The sequence below is a fragment of the Paenibacillus methanolicus genome (assembly GCF_008124765.1).
GTDB lineage: Bacteria > Bacillota > Bacilli > Paenibacillales > Paenibacillaceae > Paenibacillus_Z > Paenibacillus_Z methanolicus.
Genome location: NZ_VNHS01000005.1, coordinates 63873 through 82940, shown reverse-complemented (window position 1 = coordinate 82940; position 19068 = coordinate 63873). Strand labels below are relative to the sequence as shown.

The 19068-nt window shown below is 56.7% G+C and carries 17 protein-coding genes; 1 reads left to right on the top strand and 16 read right to left on the bottom strand.

Annotated features, from left to right (window positions below):
• Window positions 1-55: 55 nt before the first annotated feature.
• The 4 genes from BCM02_RS14320 to BCM02_RS14305 all read right to left on the bottom strand — a co-directional run bounded on the left by BCM02_RS14320 (window position 56) and on the right by BCM02_RS14305 (window position 2599).
• Window positions 56-574: a DinB family protein gene (locus tag BCM02_RS14320; RefSeq protein WP_148929795.1), complete on the bottom strand. Its 519-nt coding sequence runs from the start codon at window positions 572-574 to the stop codon at window positions 56-58.
• Window positions 575-594: 20 nt separating this feature from the next.
• Window positions 595-1503, bottom strand: a complete 909-nt coding sequence (locus tag BCM02_RS14315; protein WP_148929794.1) for a hypothetical protein — start codon at window positions 1501-1503, stop codon at window positions 595-597.
• A 196-nt stretch (window positions 1504-1699) separates the two neighbouring features.
• Entirely contained in the window at window positions 1700-2086 is a 387-nt protein-coding gene (locus BCM02_RS14310; protein WP_425466178.1) for a nuclear transport factor 2 family protein, read from the bottom strand.
• A 48-nt stretch (window positions 2087-2134) separates the two neighbouring features.
• Window positions 2135-2599 (bottom strand): DinB family protein, encoded by a 465-nt coding sequence (locus BCM02_RS14305; protein WP_148929793.1) that lies wholly within the window; start codon window positions 2597-2599, stop codon window positions 2135-2137.
• 188 nt (window positions 2600-2787) lie between these two features.
• Here BCM02_RS14305 and BCM02_RS14300 point away from each other — a divergent pair, with 188 nt between their 5' ends.
• The gene (locus BCM02_RS14300) at window positions 2788-3702 is read left to right on the top strand and encodes a LysR family transcriptional regulator (RefSeq protein ID WP_148929792.1); all 915 of its coding nucleotides are present in this window, start codon (window positions 2788-2790) and stop codon (window positions 3700-3702) included.
• Between the two features lie 666 nt (window positions 3703-4368).
• Here BCM02_RS14300 and BCM02_RS35975 read toward each other — a convergent pair.
• The 12 genes from BCM02_RS35975 to BCM02_RS14235 form a co-directional block, all read right to left on the bottom strand.
• Complete coding sequence (locus BCM02_RS35975; protein WP_246183373.1) at window positions 4369-5391, bottom strand: tetratricopeptide repeat protein; 1023 nt, start codon at window positions 5389-5391, stop codon at window positions 4369-4371.
• A gap of 107 nt (window positions 5392-5498) precedes the next feature.
• Window positions 5499-5843, bottom strand: a complete 345-nt coding sequence (locus BCM02_RS14285) for a hypothetical protein (protein WP_148929791.1) — start codon at window positions 5841-5843, stop codon at window positions 5499-5501.
• A 102-nt stretch (window positions 5844-5945) separates the two neighbouring features.
• A complete protein-coding gene (locus BCM02_RS14280) occupies window positions 5946-7046 on the bottom strand; it encodes a phosphotransferase (RefSeq protein ID WP_246183399.1) in 1101 nt (366 codons plus the stop codon).
• Window positions 7047-7276: 230 nt separating this feature from the next.
• Window positions 7277-8557: a flagellin lysine-N-methylase gene (gene fliB / locus BCM02_RS14275; protein ID WP_148929789.1), complete on the bottom strand. Its 1281-nt coding sequence runs from the start codon at window positions 8555-8557 to the stop codon at window positions 7277-7279.
• A 304-nt stretch (window positions 8558-8861) separates the two neighbouring features.
• Window positions 8862-11063 (bottom strand): hypothetical protein, encoded by a 2202-nt coding sequence (locus BCM02_RS14270; RefSeq protein WP_148929788.1) that lies wholly within the window; start codon window positions 11061-11063, stop codon window positions 8862-8864.
• 215 nt (window positions 11064-11278) lie between these two features.
• Window positions 11279-12808, bottom strand: coding sequence for a malate:quinone oxidoreductase (locus BCM02_RS14265; protein WP_425466177.1), 1530 nt, complete (start codon window positions 12806-12808; stop codon window positions 11279-11281).
• A gap of 380 nt (window positions 12809-13188) precedes the next feature.
• A complete protein-coding gene (locus tag BCM02_RS14260; RefSeq protein WP_148929786.1) occupies window positions 13189-13827 on the bottom strand; it encodes a CBO0543 family protein in 639 nt (212 codons plus the stop codon).
• A gap of 107 nt (window positions 13828-13934) precedes the next feature.
• Window positions 13935-14537 carry a CBO0543 family protein gene (locus BCM02_RS14255; RefSeq protein ID WP_148929785.1) on the bottom strand — a complete coding sequence of 201 codons (603 nt, stop codon included), beginning with the start codon at window positions 14535-14537 and terminating at the stop codon, window positions 13935-13937.
• A gap of 325 nt (window positions 14538-14862) precedes the next feature.
• Window positions 14863-15675 carry a hypothetical protein gene (locus BCM02_RS14250; RefSeq protein ID WP_148929784.1) on the bottom strand — a complete coding sequence of 271 codons (813 nt, stop codon included), beginning with the start codon at window positions 15673-15675 and terminating at the stop codon, window positions 14863-14865.
• A gap of 260 nt (window positions 15676-15935) precedes the next feature.
• The gene (locus tag BCM02_RS14245) at window positions 15936-17012 is read right to left on the bottom strand and encodes an ABC transporter substrate-binding protein (protein WP_148929783.1); all 1077 of its coding nucleotides are present in this window, start codon (window positions 17010-17012) and stop codon (window positions 15936-15938) included.
• Between the two features lie 53 nt (window positions 17013-17065).
• Window positions 17066-18031 carry a galactofuranose ABC transporter, permease protein YjfF gene (gene yjfF / locus BCM02_RS14240; protein WP_148929782.1) on the bottom strand — a complete coding sequence of 322 codons (966 nt, stop codon included), beginning with the start codon at window positions 18029-18031 and terminating at the stop codon, window positions 17066-17068.
• Complete coding sequence (locus BCM02_RS14235; RefSeq protein WP_148929781.1) at window positions 18024-19064, bottom strand: ABC transporter permease; 1041 nt, start codon at window positions 19062-19064, stop codon at window positions 18024-18026. Before BCM02_RS14235 ends, yjfF begins: the two co-directional genes overlap by 8 nt.
• Window positions 19065-19068 lie beyond the last annotated feature (4 nt).

Genomic DNA, 19068 nt, shown 5'->3' with positions numbered 1-19068 from the left:
CACAGCCATCAAAGCGGCAAATAATTTATTCATAGCGCCCTCCGACGATCCCTTATTAGTGTTCGCAAAACCACTTCCGCAGCAGATTGATTTGCGCTTGATGGTAACGGCTATGGTCGGCAATGTGCCACAAGCCCCAGCGCAGGGTCGCCTGCTTTTCATTGTCGTGTCCGAACGTCACGATCCGAGCGAGATCCGCATCCGTCAGCTGTGCGCACGCCTCATCGAGCATATTCAGTACATCTTCGTATTGGGACATTAGCGTTCTCAATGGCACGTCTTGAACCATTGGAATCCGACGCTGTTCATCGATCATGGGGCCATACAGCTGCTGCAGGGGCGTCGGAAGCGGCTGTCCCTTGATGCGAAACACCCAATTCAGGTCGACTATCGCCAAATGCCGGATTAATTGCGCCGTGCTATTCATGCTGTTCTCGCGTCCCCGGTAATCGACTTCGTCTTGCGACATCGCTTCCGTGATCGATCGCAACCGCGCGTAGTTCTCTCTTACTGCGGCATACAGCATGCCTACGATAGGGGTCATATGGGCCGGGCTTTTCAGATCATGCAGCATCTCCGATCATCCTCTCGTCTCTATCTCCACAAGCTCATTCGCGCGGTCACATCATGCAACTGTCTCGTTAAATAAGGCGAAACGTCGCCGATGCCGGACACGGCTTCCAACAAGGGAAAGACATGCCCTCCCCAAGGGCCCCGCGGGTCGAACACTTGTCTGCCGATGCGTACCCCGTCCGCATCGACGTAGGCATTCAGTCGCTCCAATCCTTCGGCAAGCACGCCGGCCGGCAGCTCTTGGTTCCTCCGACGGGACCATTCCGCCAAGAAGGACATGCCGCGCAAAATATCGTATTCGAAAAACCTCGGAAAGCAAGGCTTCAGCCATTCCGGATCGATGACGCTTCCGTCCTGTTTGGCGCATAAGAGACGATGCTCGATGAGATAACGCGCGCCTTCGTCCAAGAAGTTCGCTTCCCGCTCCGTGAACGCGCGGTCGGTATGCCGCAGGATCGCCTCCAGCGGAGGCAGCGTGGAGATGATCGAGCTTTTGCGCGAGCCCGTATACGCCTTCGGATCGCAGTTCAGTCCGCCGTCGGGCAGTCGGTGGGTTAACAGCCACTGGCGAATCCAAGGCAGTTCATGATCCACATCACAGCCGGACGCCGCGAGAATCATATAATACACGGCCAGCTCGCAGTGACAGCAATCCATCTTCCGCTTATCCGCCTCGCTTGTCGGCTGGTCATCTTCGGTTATGACAAAGGTCTGCCAAACTTGCGTGTCCAGCAGCTGCGCGGCTTTGGCGATCGCGGATGCCGGAATGCGTCTCGCTTCTCCCATTTCATAGAGCGCGGCCATATGCCACCAAGCTCCGTCCCATTTGCGACGGCTGTCTTCCGCTCGCGCGGCTTCCCATGGCGAAGCAGACGCCAAATACCGAATCGACTGTTCCATCGCGACGTGAATCCGTGGATTTGTTTCCACCCGCCTCTCTCCCCTTCCTGCTCCCTGCTTCCCGGGACGGTCCTGACATGCTCCGTCTCCTGCTTACTTCCAATTTTATCAAGTTGCCGGACCGTATTTCTATCTTTTTTGCAGATCAACCCCAAAAAAAAGACGCAATCTGCGTTTCCGCCGACCGCGCCTCATTCCTCTCGCCCATCGCCTGCTTGGCTGCTCATTACGGAGCATCGTAGTTTCGCAATGGCATGCCTACATATTCCCGGAAAGCGCGAATTCGATCTCCCTCATACTCGAAGACGACCGCCAGCTCATTGCTGTAAGGCCTGCCGTTCAACGTCCCTTCCGCGCGAAATACCACCATCCCATAGTCTTCGTTCGCAAGTTCGATAAGCGACGTCAGCTCCACCTGCAGGACGGCTCGCTCGAAGCGGATCAACTCCTCGAACCGGACTATACCGCGCTGCTCCTGATTCCATCCTTCCAGCGGAAGCGGTACGTTAAAATGAAAGTCCTCCGTCACCATCGCCGCAAAATCCACGGTATTCCCGGTTTCGAACGCCTGCTTGAATGCTTGAAACACGGTACCAATTCTCGATTGCATCATCTTTTATCGCCTCCCGATTGAGTTTCGTCAGGCCATCGCATCCTTCGTTCATCGGATGAGCTTCAGCTGGCTGGATAGGACGCCGAGATGAATTGCTTCGTGCATGAAGGCGAAATTCATCAATTCGCCGGACGTCTCGAAGCGGAACGGCCCCATCTCATAGGGCGCTGTCAGCCTCTGCTCGAGCAAGCCGGGCGTCGCTTCTGACAAGCGGGATAGCTGCGCGGCCAGCAGCCCCATCAGCTCTTCCTTCGTCGGAGGCGGCGCCGTCCAATCCGAAGGTTTCGTGCCGGAATCGAAGAATGTCCCGTATCCGGCTGGAATGGCGGACGACCAGCCGAAGCCGAGCGAAGCGTATTTGTCCCACCAATACGCCATGTGGCCGACATGCCAGCGAACCGTATTGGAGAAACCTTCCGGCTGGATGTCCATTTGCGACTCGGATACGTTTTGAAGCCGGCCGATGACGATCTGACGAAGTACCTTCCCTGTGTGGATAATCGATTGCGTCATGCGAAATCTCCTCCTGCTTTGGTTTTCTCTTGACACCTCAAGCATACCTCCGCGGGCCGCGCGCAACCATCGCGGGATTCCGATGCAATCGATCGGTTTCAGTAATGATCCGGTAGAAACTGTCGGTACCGGGGGATAGCCGTTATAATGGCGGAAAGAGATCGATTATGGAAAGGAGGCCGGGGGCTATGGAGCTTCGACAGCTTGAATATTTCGCCGCCGTATGCCGGGAGATGCATTTCTCCAGGGCAGCCGAACAGCTATGCACCACGCAGTCGAACCTGAGTCAGCAAATCAAATTTCTCGAGAACGAGCTGGGACTCCCGCTCTTCGATCGCATCGGCAAGCGGATCGCGCTGACCGAGGCCGGCAGCATTCTGCTCGAGCAAAGCCGGCATATTTTTGAACGGGTGGACTATGCCAAGCGAGCGATCTCGGATCTGAAGCGAATGGAAGGCGGCCGGTTGGATATCGGGATTTTGCCGGGGGACGGCGATCTGCTGTTCGACGCGCTGCTGATCGATTTTCACCGCGCGTATCCGAAGCTGTCGATCAGCGTGACGGAGACGATGGAGGTGTATGAACAGGTGCTGAGCGGCGCGAGAGATCTTGGCGTGACGACCGTGCCGTCCAAGCCGGATGAACGCGTGGCGGTCATTCCGTTGTTCCATGAGGAGTTCGCGCTGGCCATACGATCAGATCACCAGCTTGCCAAGTCCAACACGATGCCGTTCGAGCAGCTGCGGGAGTTGAAGTTGGTCATGTTCGGTCCCGAGCACCAGATGACGAAGGTCATTCAGTCGTGCTGCGACGCCAAAGGCATCGCGATCGACAATCCGATCGTCACCTCTACCTTGTCGACGCTGCTGTCCCTCGTCGAACAAGGCGTTGGCGCGTCTATCCTCCCTCGGCTGCTGCTCGATTATATGGACCATCCGCATATCTCGGCCGTGAAGCTGCTTCATCCTACGCCGAGCCAAGAAATCTGCATTCTCTATCGCACGGACAAATTCATGGGGCAAGCCGCGAAGTTGTTTATGCAGGAATTGCAGGCTTTCGTGGATCGCGTCAAGCAGCATGCCGAACGGTCGTTGGGTTCGTAACCAGACTCGCTCCTCCTTCCCCCTCCGCCGCAATGCTGTCAGGTTAAAGGGGCTCTGCCCCTTTGACCCGACTTTTGCTCCCTCCCCCTTCCCCCTCCGCTGAGGGGAACCAAAGGACTTTGCCCAAGCGTATGCTTCCGAAGTGCGTTTTCCTTTGAAAACGCTCAGGACTCCCTATTTCGTGCTGATGCACTTGTTCGCGGTCGGCGGGAAGGCTTGAGTGTGGCACGCTTTTGTCCTTGCGGACAAAGCTTCAGCGAGTTTTAAGTCCATCTCAGACATAAGCGTGTTGAAGCCTGTTAACCGCTGGCCGCCGCTGGCTTCTCCGTACGTTTTTCCTTAACCTGACAGCATTGTCCCCCGTCGAGGGGAACCAGAAGGTTTAAGCATATGCTTCCGAAGTCGTTTTTCTCCGAAAAACGTTCACCTCTGGACTCTGCTAATAAGCATAACTCGGCACGCGGCCGTCTTCGATGTGTCCTTTCGGGATGTGCTCGCGATTGTCCTTTGGACAAAGCTTTCGTTCGAGCTTCGTTCGTGACGTTGCGCCTTGTATGGTTGCATAATTTCTTGATTTCCTAAGTAATAAAAAAATCCGCCGCTCCCATGCGGGGCGACGGATTCGTTGCTTTTCATTGCAGGCAAGCTAGCCCGCCTCGTCGTTGGTTACCACGTTTCATCTAGATGCTGCGCATAATACGCTAAGCCGCGTTTGAAGTAAAGCAGCTTCTCGTCCGAGGTGGTGTCCATCAAGTTCGTCAGCGCAAGCTCCATGGCTTCCTTGTGCTGTCCGGTATTATAGAGCGCCATCGACAGAAGCACCTGGATCGCTCGATTGGCGGGGAACTCGTTCGTCCCCCGGCGCAGCGTGGCCACCGCTTCTTCATAATGCCCCAGTGAACGGTAAGTGCTTCCGAGACCAAGCAAGCATCGCTCGAGATCCGCTCCCGTCAGCCCTAATTCGAGGGCGCGCAGGTAATACGGAATCGCCGCTCGGCCCATGCCCGAATTGTCATGCGCCACGCCGGTCTGGTAATGAATCTCCGCGACGTCCGGATAAGCGGCCGCCAGTGCCAACAGAAGCGCCCGGACTTCCGCCAACATCGCCTGGTCCTGCTTGGCTCGTCCCTCTTCGCGCAGCCGAATCGCCTGATCCAGCCGCTCCCGCATGCTGTTCGATTCGCTGGACGTGATTTCTTTCTCCATCACATAATCATCCATCACGAATCCGCCGCCGATATCTACCGCCTGTTCCCGTACGATTCGAAAGCCTTTGCGCTCGTAAACCGCAATACTGGATTCGTTATGCCGATTGACCGTCAGCCAGATATGGCTGAGGTTGCGCGCTTGGCACAGCAGCTCGAGGAACGCCATCGCTTGACTGGCATAGCCGCGTCCCCGGCACGCTTTGCCTACGTAAAATTTGCTCAGAAAGAGCTTGCCCGTCTCTTCTTGTCTGACCGATAGATAGCCGACCATGGCGCCGTCGTCCTGCATCGCATAATATTCGTAGCCCTGACGCTCGATCTGATCCGTAATGGCGACTACCGATTGGAATTGGCCGATCATGTAGTCGATCTGTTCCATCGTAATGATGGCGATGTAATATTCGCGCCAAATGTCCGCTGCCAATCGAGCAAGCTCGGCTATGTCTGCTGCGCTATTCACGCGTTGTAACGTTATGCTCATCGTTTGTTCCCGCTTTCTATTGTCTCTGAATGGAATGAAAGGCGAACATGATCTCCGCTTCGCAAACCAACTCATCATTTACCGTGGCGATGCCTTTTCCTATTTTATCAACGAAGGACAGGAAGCAGATACTCCCGATTATCATCACCCATGAATTGGACGCCCTTAAGAAGGTTGAATTGCGAGATTTCCTCTTTGGTCATTCCCCTTGCATCGAAAATGACTTCACCGGAAATCGTGATCGTCCCTTTATCGTCATCTTGAATACGTTCGCTGGAGAGACGCTCTACTTTATCTTTGATGATCGTCGATAGGATCACATCCGCGTCGTCTACCATGCCGATTCGTTCCGGATTTTGTATCACGATTGAGTAGGTCAGTTTTTGTGAAAGCCAATCCGTTTGTTCTGAAGAGACAGCGCCGACCGAGAAGGAACTACTGAGGATGCTCATGTCCGGAACGCTCGTTTTATTCGAGCAGCCCGCAACCGTTAGACTAGCGGCAAGAATGAGAACATATACGTTGAATTTGATATCGTCGGCCTCCTCCTCACTTCAACTCGTGGATACATGCAAAGGTCTAATGATTTCATCTCGAACAGCCCAAGCTTCATCCGCCATATCCAGCAATGTCTCCGCAACTTGCCATAAATGACGGCATTCCTCGCCTTCCTTCATGGAACCCCCCTCTGCCTGCTTGAGCAGCTTATCGACAACCAGGATGAACCGAAGGGCTGCCGTGGCCATAAAACCAAAGCGGGCTAGCCGGCAATCTCCCGTCCATCCCGTCGCTTGAAGTCCCCGCAGGTATTCCGCAATGAGCGACTGCCGATACTCCATCGCCTGTTCGATCGGGATTCGCTTCTTCAGCAAGGCATAGCCGAACATTCTGCCGAGCTCTTCACCCACCCCCGAGATACTTGCAAACTGCCAGTCGATTGCGAGCAGGGAAGACCGACCGTGCCGTTGAACGAGAAATATATTGTCACCATGCACGTCTTGGTGCGCAAATACGCGGGGCAGCGCTTCTACGGTATCTACTAGCCGTTGTACGCGGGTTCTTTGCCTAACATAACGTTCCCACACGACGGCTTCCCTCTGGAAATGGCGATCCCACGCCGCTCTCTGCTCGTCGATCGGCTTGGCATAAGCGGCACAGACCGATACCCACGATCGAATCCAATGTCGGCATACATATGGATGATCGGTCGGGAGGCGCGTCGCATCTAAGTAATAGCCATTGAATTTCCCCAGCAAAAAGGCGATCTCGCTCATCTGCTCAAAATCCCAATCGCTCCGCAACGGTTCGAGGTCGACATCTTCAAGCCAGATCCAGACCGTCCCGTCCTCCTTCTCTTCCACGGCATAGCATTGCGGAGCCGCCATATCCGTCGGGAGCTGGCGGAGCATGCCCGAACCGTAAACCAGCGCCTCGCGTTTCCAATAATAATAATGATCGACTCGATCTCGCTTGGCATCCGGTTGCAAAATTTTCAAAATCACGGTGGCGCAACGGCGCTCCCCCTCTTGTTCCGCATAGCAACAGGAGATTCGAAAGACCGAGCTCTCCTCTTTCTCTTCTCCAAGCGGGACAATCGTCCATGTTAGCAGCTGCAAAGAATGCGAGGTTACGACTTCTCTCAATATGGACTGCATGTGCGCATATTCGATTTGGGGCTCATTATCCGACTTTTCATCTCGCATTATCTACACCTCATCTCCTGGTCAGTTCAACCTTTCCTCGAGAACACTACTTTACCACAATTTGGATAATCCATCAGCTAGAAACTGTTGCAGACTTAACAGGGCGCTCCCCTCGTAAAGTCGAAAGGCACCCGGCTCGGGTGCCTCTCTAGCTTTTATCGTCCCAAGCACGCCTCGTCTGCCTACATCGCCATAAGCGGCGGCTCGGACTCGTCGGCTGTCGGTCTCTCCAGCCCGGTCGGCGCAACCAGCTGCTCGATGAGCGCAAGCGGCGGAACGCCGGTCTCCTTCAGCATCCCGATCATCCGCTTCTGATACAGCGGCGCGTGCTCCATCGTCTTTGAGAACGACTGGATCAGCCGGACGACGTCGTCCAAGCCGAAGCGCGCTTCGAGCCGGGCCGCCATGCCGACCAGTTGGAATTCGACCAGCGCGAATTGGGCCGTCAAATGCAGCCAGCCGATCAGCGGATCGCGCTTATGCAAATGCGGCAGCAGCAGCTGGTAACAGCCGTTCACCGCATAATTCTCCAGTAAATAGCCATGCTCCCGCATGAACGGCGCATAATAGCGGTCATAGCCGTTCATGTACCGGGTTAGGCTGTCGTCGGTCAATTCGCTGCTCGTATACGCGAGCCCGCCGAAAACTTCCGTCAGACATTGGACATACCGCCGATTCGGAATGCCCATGACCATGCGCGCCTCCAACAACTTGCGAAGCAGCCGAATCCGTTCGGGCAAAGAAGGTCGAGCAGCACCATCGCGAGACGGAATCGTTCCCTGCGCCAGCTCCCCGGCGATCGCGGTAAGTCTTGCGGAGATCGTATCCGGTTCCTCGGATTTGTCCCATGTCTGTACCGCGTGAAGCAGCTCGGCCCCCTTCAGCAGCCGGTCCTCGATGCGAAGCGTCCGCGTCTGCAGGATGTCGATCAACAGGGCGCGCACCTGCTTCCAGTACGGATCGCCGCTCGGGCGATCGGCGGGCGGCCATTGCCGGGCTAGTATATGCCGCTGCTCCGCCTCTTCCTCCATAACGACGAACCGAATGCCCTGCTCGTTCAGCAAAATGAGACGCGCCGCCGCCGGGCAGGAGAGGGAGGCCGAACGCTCGAGTTGTCCTTCCACCTTATTCGTGATACGCGGGAAAGCCGAGCAAACGTCGGACAGATAGCCTTCGCCGACCGCGGCTTGAATGCGGCATAGATTGTCCGAACGCAGCTGCGGACAGCGCTGATCCGCTTGCATGACCATCCGGCCGAAATTCTCGTCCCGGTCGGAATCCGGATTGGGTTCGATTTGACCGCCGAGCCCGTCAAGCTCGGGATGAAGAAGCTGCTCGTAGCGCCCGTAAGTCGCGCGGTCGATATCGATCCGCCAGCCGGCGCAGCACGTATCTTCGCAGGCCGGGCCGATGCAGTGAAAATCCGCCATATAGTTCAGGCTGTGCACGATTCGCTTGCTCATCGACAGTCCTCTCCTCATCGTTCGATTCTTCATCCCTGATGCGCGCTCCCGCGATGCGACTGCTTATGCCAATCAATTGGAAGCCCTTACATAACTAAAGATAGCGAGTGCGGCTTCGCTTGTAAATCGTTATTTTTCAGGGAAATCGCGGCTTTGAAAGCCTTCGGAATACAAGAGCAGACGGGTCGACATTCCTCGTCCGCATCCCCCTTCGAGCGCCAAAAAACGCGGCGTTTTTCGATTCCATTCGGGACCGAATAAACGCCGCGCACTTTCTTCTACGTTATTGAGGAAGTCCCTTCCGCTATTCCAAGCGCAATGGATCTTCGATCACTAAACCATCGTAACCCGGCACCCCTTCGCCCTTCTCCGTCGCCAGCGTTCCGAGAACATGGATCTTCCAGACGCCGTCTTCCAACTTCAGCGCGACCTCCAAGTGGGCGGCGTGCCCGATCGCGTAGAATAGATTGAGCGTCATCGTGAAGCGCACGGTATCCGGCGAGACGGATCGGATATCGATCGGCGGCCAGGAGAAGGAGCGGGAGGGATGACCGCTGGCGCGCTGCTCGTCGAAATCGCCCTTCATCCGCTGAAAGCCCGGATTGGTCCACGCCTCCTCGGAGAATAGCGCGAGCAGTTTATTCGCTTCCGTCCGTCCTCCCGGCAAATCCACGTATTCGTCCAGCCCGAGAGCCTGCTCGATCAGCTCGGTATACCGCTCCGCAAGCTGGCGCAGCTGCTCGCTCTCGCGCTTCCGGTCGGTAGCGCCCGTCACGACGAGCTCGCGCCCGGCCAAATTCGGCTGCAGCGTCAGCTCAAGCCGATCCTTGCCCGCCGTCATCACGATCGCATCGCCTTGAAGCCGCACGGGCTGATTGTCGTCCAGCGGCAGCTCCGCCAGGCTGCGCTCGCCCACGCCCCTTGCGCTGTCCGCATACCGGAAGACGAGCGGGAACGCTTCACCTTCGCGTGTCACCGCATAGGCGCGCAAGTACCGCGGATAATGGGGACCCAACTCCTTGCTGAAGCGGTATTGCTGCGGGCGAAACAGCAGCAGGTCCCAGCCATCGAATTCGATGCGTTCCATACGCGATACGCCGGACTCTTGTTCGAGCCGGAGTCCTTGAATGGCGGGCAGCTCGCTGACGGCGCCCGTCTTGGCTTGGAAGCTAACCGCATAGTCTCCGTAATACTGCCGGCCGTATTCAAGCTCGCCCGCCAGCGGCTTCAGCCGGATCGTTCCATATCGCGACTTCCCCTGCACGCGCGCGCCGGTTGCCTTCTCGGCCGGCTTGTAGTAGCCATCCATCTTCCACCATTCGTGCTGCTCCGGCGCGTCCGAGATGGAAGGTGGCAGGATCGGCAATCCGCCTGCCGTCTGCTTGATCCGCTCCGCGAGCTTCGCGTAGCGAATCGTTCGATCGCTGCCCGCCTTCATCCGATCGTCGCCGACCGGATCGGGCTCGACGTAGACCAGCCAGCGATCCTGATGGACGATAGGCGCATCGAATCGCCATGCCGGGCCAATCTCACCGCTTTGGTTACTCACGACCGTTCGTCCGTCCAGCCATCGCCAATCCGGCTTCTCCTTCGTCCATCGATAGAGCGCGTCCCCCACGTCGGACGGCACATGCAGGTAGAGTCCCTGCTCCGTCTCGATGGCGGACGCCGGATTCGGCGCCGGCCAGATCGTACGGCTCTTATTGTCGGCGAGTAGGATCGTTCCACGAATAAAGGCGGCGAGCTGGTCATACGGCTGCACGATCTCCGGCTGCTTCAAGTCCTCCGGCGAGCCGACAGTTCGGTAGTCGGTCAATACGCCTGTCTGGATATCGTACCGCTTATATGCGATATTCCGCTTCTTCGGCTGGTCATCCGGCTTCGGCGTTGAGACGCGGAATGTCTCCAGCCACACCTCGTGTTCGGACGCCCAGCCGTACACGTTCATGCGCGCGTCCGTCGGCCCCCGCAGCGTGAACGTTCGCTCCGGCTTGCCGTTCCGGTTGTAGAACCGGACGCTCTGCGCGTATAGATTCAGCCCGGTGTCCGAACTCGCCGCGAAGGCTCGGCTCGCGTCGCCGAATTCCTGATAGAATCGCGTGCTCTCGGCATTCCAGCTAATTCCCGGGTCCATGAGCGCCGTCGCTTCGCCGAATCCGAAAGAGCCTATCGTCTTGCCGCCAGCCGGATCAAGCACCTGGAACTCCCGACCCGACTTCGGCTGATACACCATGCGGCCGAGATCCGGCGACGGGAAGAGCAGCTCGCGCACCGGCGAGCTGCCTGGATCGCCGAAGGCCGGATAGGCGGCGCCCGCGCTTGCCTGCACTTGACCGCTCGTCCGATCGATCAGCCACGTCCGCCCCTTGAAGCTGGTGAGCAGCACCTTCCCGCCAGCGCTCCCCTTTCCTTGCGCTACATGCAGACCGGTTAGAAAATCCGCCTCCTTCCCATCTTGCAGCGTCTGCGACCAGAATCGCTCCGCGACGGCTCCACGAATACCCAACGACGCCTGCCAAAAGCAAACCGCCTGCCGCCATCGCCATCAGACGCCATCTCCGCATGGCGCATCCCCCTTCGCTTTTCTCGAACGCTTACGTACCACCTCAGACGAGAATTTTCCCAAAAAGTTCCGGTTCGATACGCCCGCCGCGACGAATCCTCCGCCGAACAATAAAATAGGGAGCCGATGCCCGATGGCACCAGCTCCCTGTTTATGAATTAGATCAATACTTCGTTGCGGCTCGGTTCGTCGCTGTTCGCCGCCGATACAGGATCGACCAGACCGAGGGTTTGCGACGTCGAGGCATGAATTTCGCGAATAAGTGCCGGATTCTTCAACAACGACTGACCATACGATGGAATCATTTCTTTGATCTTCGGCGCCCATGCCTTCGCTTGCTGCGGGAAACACTTCTCGATGACCTCGAGCATGACGGACACCGCGGTGGACGCGCCCGGCGAAGCGCCGAGCAGCGCGGCGATCGAACCGTCGGCGGCGCTGATGACCTCCGTGCCGAATTGCAGCGTGCCTTTGCCGGCGGCCGTATCCTTGATGATCTGCACGCGCTGGCCGGCGACGATCAATTCCCAATCCTCGCTCTTGGCGTTCGGGATGAACTGCCGCAGCTCTTCCATCCGCTGCTCTTTGGACAGCATCAACTGCTTGATCAGGTACGTGGTGAGCGACATGTTCTTCACGCCTGCCGCCATCATCGTGACGAGATTATGCGGCTTGATCGACTTGAACAGATCCAGGTTAGAGCCGAACTTCAGGAACTTCGGCGTAAAGCCGGCGAATGGCCCGAACAGCAGCGATTCCTTGCCTTCGATGAGCCGCGTGTCCAGATGCGGAACGGACATCGGAGGCGCGCCGACCGGCGCTTGGCCGTACACTTTCGCATTGTGCTGCTTGACAACATTCGGGTTCTTGCACACCATGAACAGACCGCTGACAGGGAAGCCGCCGATGCTCTTGCCTTCCGGAATGCCGGATTTCTGGAGCAGATGCAGGCTGCCGCCGCCGCCGCCGACGAAGACGAACTTCGCCGTATGGCGCTCGACCGCGCCGCTGCCGGCATTGCGAACCTTCAATTCCCATGAGCCGTCGCCCGCGCGCTTGATGTCGTCTACTTGACGGTTATACTGAATGTCGACGTTCTTGCTCTCGAGGTGGTCGAGCATCATGCGCGTCAGAGCGCCAAAGTTGACGTCCGTTCCGGCTTCGCTTCTCGTCGCCGCGATCGGCTGATTCGCGCCGCGGTTATTCATCATCAGCGGAATCCATTGGGCCAGCTTGCTCGGATCTTCGGAGAACTCCATTCCCGCGAACAACGGATTGACCGACATGGCCGCGTAGCGTTTGCGCAAGAAGTCGACGTCTTTATTCCCTTGAACGAAACTCATATGAGGTACGGAGACGATGAAGTCCCGTGGGTTGCGAATCAGTTTGCTATTGACCAGATAAGACCAGAACTGCTTGGAAACCTGATATTCTTCGTTGACTTTGATCGCCTTGCTAATGTCGACGGTTCCGTCCGGCTTCTCCGTCGTGTAGTTCAACTCGCAGAGGGAAGCGTGTCCCGTGCCCGCGTTGTTCCATTCGTTGGAGCTCTCTTCGCCCGCGACCGCGCGGCGCTCGAACACCGTAATCTTCCATTCCGGCGCTAGTTCCTTCAGCAGCGCCCCCAACGTTGCGCTCATGATTCCGGCACCAATTAAGATAACGTCTGTTTTCGTTTGACTGCTCATGATTACCTTCCTTATCCCCTAAGAATCGCATACCTAAGCATTGCAGAAAGGATGTAGGCGCTCCTGCTTAGGAGCTACAGCAAGTAAGCAAGGGGCGCGACCACGTCACACCGCGTGTTGATGAATCAACGTATTTACCTTCTCTTAGTTTATCACTATTGTTAATAGATTAAAATAATTGGTACTGCCAAGTACCTCAAATTATTTCCGGCAGTCTAACCAATGTCAGGAAATCTCCACATTCGGCTCCCTTGCTATACCTATATATCGGCTGGAAGCGTCCCGCTTATAAGATACCTTTATTCAAAAATGTCCCGTCCGGTGAACAAATCAAAAAGAGCAGCTCCGGCAGCTGCTCTTTGTTCTTGACGCTATGGACGTTATTTTACTTTGACCCGAAACGAATTGCGACCCGGTAACTTAATGAACCATCTGGACTTGGAGGATCCGTCGCCGCCGGTTTTGCGCAGCGCCATGAAGAACGCCGTGACGCCAACGGATAAGCCGAAGACAAGACCGTATAATAGAAACAGGTACACGAAATTCATGCCCCTGTACATTTGGAAGAGATCCAACTGAACCATGATCGGCTTCAGGATGAACGAATACGCCCCGCACAGCGCGATCCCGAACAAGTAGAAGTTGCGCCGCGTATTCATGCACCATTGGTACAGCAGCATGAACGTCACCGGCACAAGGGAAGTATCCAACGTGATGCTTTCCGGCAGGAATGGCACGAATTTATACGGGTAGCCCCACATGCCACGCTCCACGCCGAAGGTATCGATATAGCTGAACCATATATGCACGTTCAAGCCGAAAAACCCGAGCAGGAACGCTCTGCTTCGATCCATCTTCCATAACACCACGATCAGAGGGACGACGAAGAGCACGGCAAGCAGCCAGAACTGCCACGTATCCATGTTCGAGTGCTGCAACCAGTAGCGTTGTATCGTCTCCGCTTCTTCCAGCTTCGACTGCCGGATTTGTTCGAATTGACGGGCTTGTTCGAGATCCATGCCGCACACCTCCCGTAATACTGTTTCCCGGATGTGGTTAAACATGCGCGGCCATGGGCGGAACTATAATTGACAACCGCCGCGACCGCCCGCTGCTCGCGACCCGTTTAGGTGACCTTCCCCACGTAATAGCCCGCCATGAATATGGTCAAAATCAAAATAAAATGGAGCACCAGCCATCCGACCTTCCCGAAATGAAACAGATGCTTGTCGATCGGCCTGCGAACCTCATCCGGCACGCAGAGCGCGCCTACGTATTCGAACACCAGCAGAAAGATCCACCACCAGGTGTACGAATCCCAAATGTCCCATTTGGACTTGAACTGGATGATGTCGGTGAATTCCACGAGCATCGTTTCGAAGAAGACGCCGATATGGACGATGCCCCAATAGAACGGGATTTTCCAAGGCCACGGCTTGGGGCTGTATTTCACGCCGAAGAGCACATAGAAGGGGAACAGCGTAAGCAGCAGGAAGACCGGAAGCTTCAGCACCGGGATCAGCAGCGAATCGAATCGATAATAGCCAAGCCCGACGAATAACGCGCAAATGACGCTCCCCGCCAACGCCGCGATCGCATACAATCGCCCATAGTACTTCCAGCTCGTCTTGAGCACCCACAGCGTGCCCGATAGCGAGAGGAGGACCGAGATCAGCAATATATAGTAATCTTTATGGCCCGATGCGAACTTTGCCCATACATTCGCCACGATTCCCACTCCCATTTAACTCCGTCTACCATAATTAGACCAAGTATACCCAGCCGCCTCGGAGATTATTCCCGCTGCCACTGCGTACCGACTTGCTCCGATTTCAATGCAAACAGGCAGCCCCTGTCCCCTGAGGCTGCTTCCCGTTTACCTAGCGTGGAGCGCGCTTACTCTCCATCTCTCCTCACAAATACCGAACCTTAATCGAATGCGCACAATCCCGGTCCGCCGCCGGCGGTACTTCGTACAAGATTTCCGCGAATGGAGTCCCACTTGTCTGCCGCCTGCGACACTTCTCACACTTTCGCCGTCCAATTGCAGCACGCTAAAGAAGAGCAACCGGCTCATAACCATGCACTTTTATTTTATTGGCTTTGAAAATATTCCTTGCGTTCCAACTAATCACCATCTCCCTGACTACTAAGCCATTAAGCCGCTCATACGTCAAATTAAAGTCCTGCGCCGCCGAAAAATCGCCTTGCTCGTAAATCAGCTCCGATCTCGGAAATACGCCGCTGACGCAGTGAGGACATCGCGCATGGCGATAATCTGTTTCTATTCGCGTTCGCGGGTTTAATGGCGGAAGGATACTGGTGATGTGCATCTGATAAACAGCGCCTAGCTCCCGACCTTTATAATCATGGGTCGGCGAAAATTCGCATCCTGTAAGCCCATTATCCACGATGGCATTCTTCGCTTGCTCGGTTACGACAAACTGCGGAGCCATCGTGACGAGATGCCACTTCTTCATTTTCTTAACATCTAGTTTTAACTCGGATACTTGCTGCCATTGGCACTCGCAGTCCATATTGTGGTTGTTGAATTGCGTTCCGTAATACATGGCATCCCTTTCAGGCTGCTCCCACAGATAAGGAACATTCATATGAAAGAAGGCGGCTGCTTCCATCTCGTTCTTAGTATAGCTCCGATTTTCCGCATAAAAGTACTCCAGTTTGCGTTCTTCAATTAGTTTTAATAATACGGGATACCCTTCTCTGGCCTTATCGCTATTTACGGTGATAAAACCATAATCGATAGTATGCGAGGTAATGTCATCCACCTTGCCTGCCACAATTTCCGCGATCTCCGACAAATCAGAAGCCAATCCTTTTATGTTTAATCGAACATGTCTTTGCATTTATTGCGTCCCCTTACTTCATCATTGAACGAATTTTTCTGTCCATTCCTACAAGCATACAGGATAGCTATGAAATCTGCATCGACTAACGTAGGCTTCAGCATAAAGAATTGTTGCTGCTGTTGCAGGTGCAGAACTAGCGGCTGTGCTGATGTGCACAGCCGCTAATCGTCCAATGGTTGCTCATCGACGCGATGTAGACGGAGTTGCCGGCGATTACCTCTACTTCAATTATAGAGACGCACCGTTTGCCTTTGCCCCTAAAACTTCCGACCGTTCACGGCCTCGGCCGCCCGCTCCTGCGTGAAAATATCCTCCGGCGGCACCATTCGCTTCGGCAGCGTCCGGCCGGCCATGATTTCCTTCGCCGCCTGCATGAGCTGCGGGCCGATGAGCGGATTGCATTCGACGACGGCGTTCAGTTTGCCCGCCGCCAGCTGCTCGAGCGCGCGGCGCGAGCCGTCCACCGAGAGGACGAGAATATCCTCGCCCGGCTTCAGGCCGGCTTCCTCGATCGCGTCGATCGCGCCGAGCGCCATGTCGTCATTGTGCGCGAACAGGACGTGCGGCCGCTTCTCGGCCGGCGCCTGCAGGAAGCCGCGCATGATCGCCCTGCCCTTGTCCTCGGTGAAATCGGCCGGCGCGCTCTGCGTGATGCTCATGTCTTCGCGGGCGGACACGACGCTGCGAAACCCTTCCCCGCGCTGAATGGAAGGCGCCGATCCGCTCGTCCCCTGGAGCTCGGCGATTCGGATCGGCCCCGGCAGGTGGCGCAACCGATCGAGCAAATATTTCCCCGCCTTGGCGCCCTCTTCATAAAAATTCGACCCGATCGTCGTGACGAACAGCGACGTATCCTTCACGTTCACGGAGCGATCCAGGATGACGACCGGAATGCCGGCCGCCTTGACCTCGCGCAGAATATCCTCCCAGCCCGACTCCACGACGGGCGCGATCGCGATGACGTCCACCTTCATCTGAATAAAGTCCCGAATCGCCTCGAACTGCTTCTTCTGCGATTGCTCCGCGTTCTTCATGACGAGCCGGATGCCGGATTCCGCCGCCGCTTCCTGCACGGACGCCGTGTTGGCGACGCGCCAAGCGCTCTCCTTGCCGAGCTGCGAGAAGCCGAGCGTAATGGGCGTCTCCGGCTTGGCGGTCTCGGAAACCGACGTCTGCAGCCAATCGCCGAACGAGGGTAATGCATCGGTCTGGACCTCCGCGGTCCCGGCCGGCGCAGGGGGCGAATCGGCGTTATTCCCGCTGCAGCCTTGCAGCGCGAACACGGCGAACGCCGCGATAATGCCCAACAGTAGCGCATGGACCGCTTTCCTCATGTTCCGCCCCCTCTCCGGCACCGCCCGATTCCTCAGACGAACCGATTAATAACTTATGTCTTCAGCGAAACTCGTCGTTCGCTCAATAACCGCTGGAATAGAATGAAGACGAACAAGAGCAATCCGATGACGATCTTCGTCCACCACGAGCTCAGCGTGCCTTCGAAGCTTATTATAGTTTGGATAACCCCTTGGATCAACACGCCGATGAACGTGCCCGCGACGTAACCGACGCCGCCCGTCAGCAGCGTGCCGCCGATGACGACCGCCGCGATCGTGTCGAGTTCGAGCCCCATCGCATGCAGTCCGTAGCCGGAGAGCATATAGAACGTGAACACCACGCCGGCGAGCGCGGAGCAGAAACCGCTGAACGCATAGATCAGAATCTTCGTGCGCGCCACGGGCAAGCCCATGAGCAGCGCGGACTGCTCGCTGCCCCCGATCGCGTACGCGTTGCGGCCGAACCGCGTGTAGTGCGCCAGATAGATGGCCCCTGCCACGACCGCGAGCGCGATGACGACGTTGATCGAGATGAAGCTGTCGCCGGGCAGCGCGATTTTCGTCTGGGCGACCTTCGTGAAGAAGCCGTTCGTAATCGTAATCGTATCGATGCTGATGATGTAGCACAAGCCGCGGGCGAGGAACATCCCGGCCAGCGTCACGATGAACGGCTGGATCTTGAAATAATGAATGATCGCGCCCATGATCGTGCCGAACGTCGCGCCCATGACGAGCACGAGCGGAATGACGACCGCCGGCGACCAGCCGTGCTGTTCGACCAAGCTCGCGCTCACCATCGTCGTCAGGGCGATGACGGAGCCGACCGACAGGTCGATCCCGCCCGCGACGATGACGAAGGTCATGCCGACGGCCGTAATAATGAGGAACGCGTTGTCGATCAGCAGGTTGAACAGCACCTGCGCGGAGAAAAATCCGGTATACCGGAACGAGCCCGCCGCGAACATGACGGCCAACAGGCCGAAGGTGACGAGAATCGGGACGTATTTGCGGTTAAGCATGGCGGGTAACCTCCTGTTCGGCCGGGTAATGCCGTTTCTTCCACCGAAGCTTCAGCGTCTTGCGGAACGCCTCGGATTGGATCAAGCAGACGGCGAGGACGACGAACGCCTTGACGACGAGCGTAATCTCCGGCGGCACGCCGATCATGTAGATCGTGGTCGTAAGCGTCTGGATAATAAGGGCGCCGACGACGGTGCCTATCAGATAGAACCGGCCGCCGTTCAGCGACGTGCCGCCGATGACGACCGCCAGAATCGCGTCCAGCTCATACCAGAGCCCCGCGTTGTTGCCGTCCGCGCTGGATACGTTGGCGCTTAAGATCAGACCCGCGATTCCCGCGCACAAACCGCAGAATACGTAGACCGCCAGAATGACCGTACGCGAGCGCAAGCCCGCCAGCCGGCTCGCGTTCGCGTTGCTGCCGACCGATTCGATGAACAAGCCGAGCGCCGTCCGGCGCGTCAGCAGCGAGGCGAGCACGAGCATCCCCGCCACGATAAAAATAGAGAACGGCAAGGCGGCCAGCGAGCCCGCGCCGATATATTCATAGTTCGGATTGGAGACGGTAATGATCTGCCCGCTCGTAATGAGCTGCGCGATGCCCCGCCCGGCCACCATCAGGATAAGCGTGGCGATGATCGGCTGAATCCGGGTGACGGTGACGAGCGCCCCGTTCCAGAGCCCCAGCACGAGCGACAGCAGGACGGAAGCGCCGACCGCGGTCAAGACGAGCATAATCGAGCTTTGATCCGTCCCCTTGCTGATCGACAGGCACGCGATGGCGCCCGAGATCGCGACGATCGAGCCGACGGACAGATCGATGCCGCCGGTCGCGATGACGAGCGTCATCCCGATCGAGACGAGGATGAGCGGCGCGCCGAAATTGAGAATATCGATGAGACTTCCGTACAGATTGCCATCTCGCAGCACGAGCGAGAAGAAATCCGGCGAATAAAGAAGATTGAATAATAGTAATGCGCCTAGTACGCACAGCGGCCAGAACAGATGATGCCGGACCAGCTTGCCCCCCATAGTC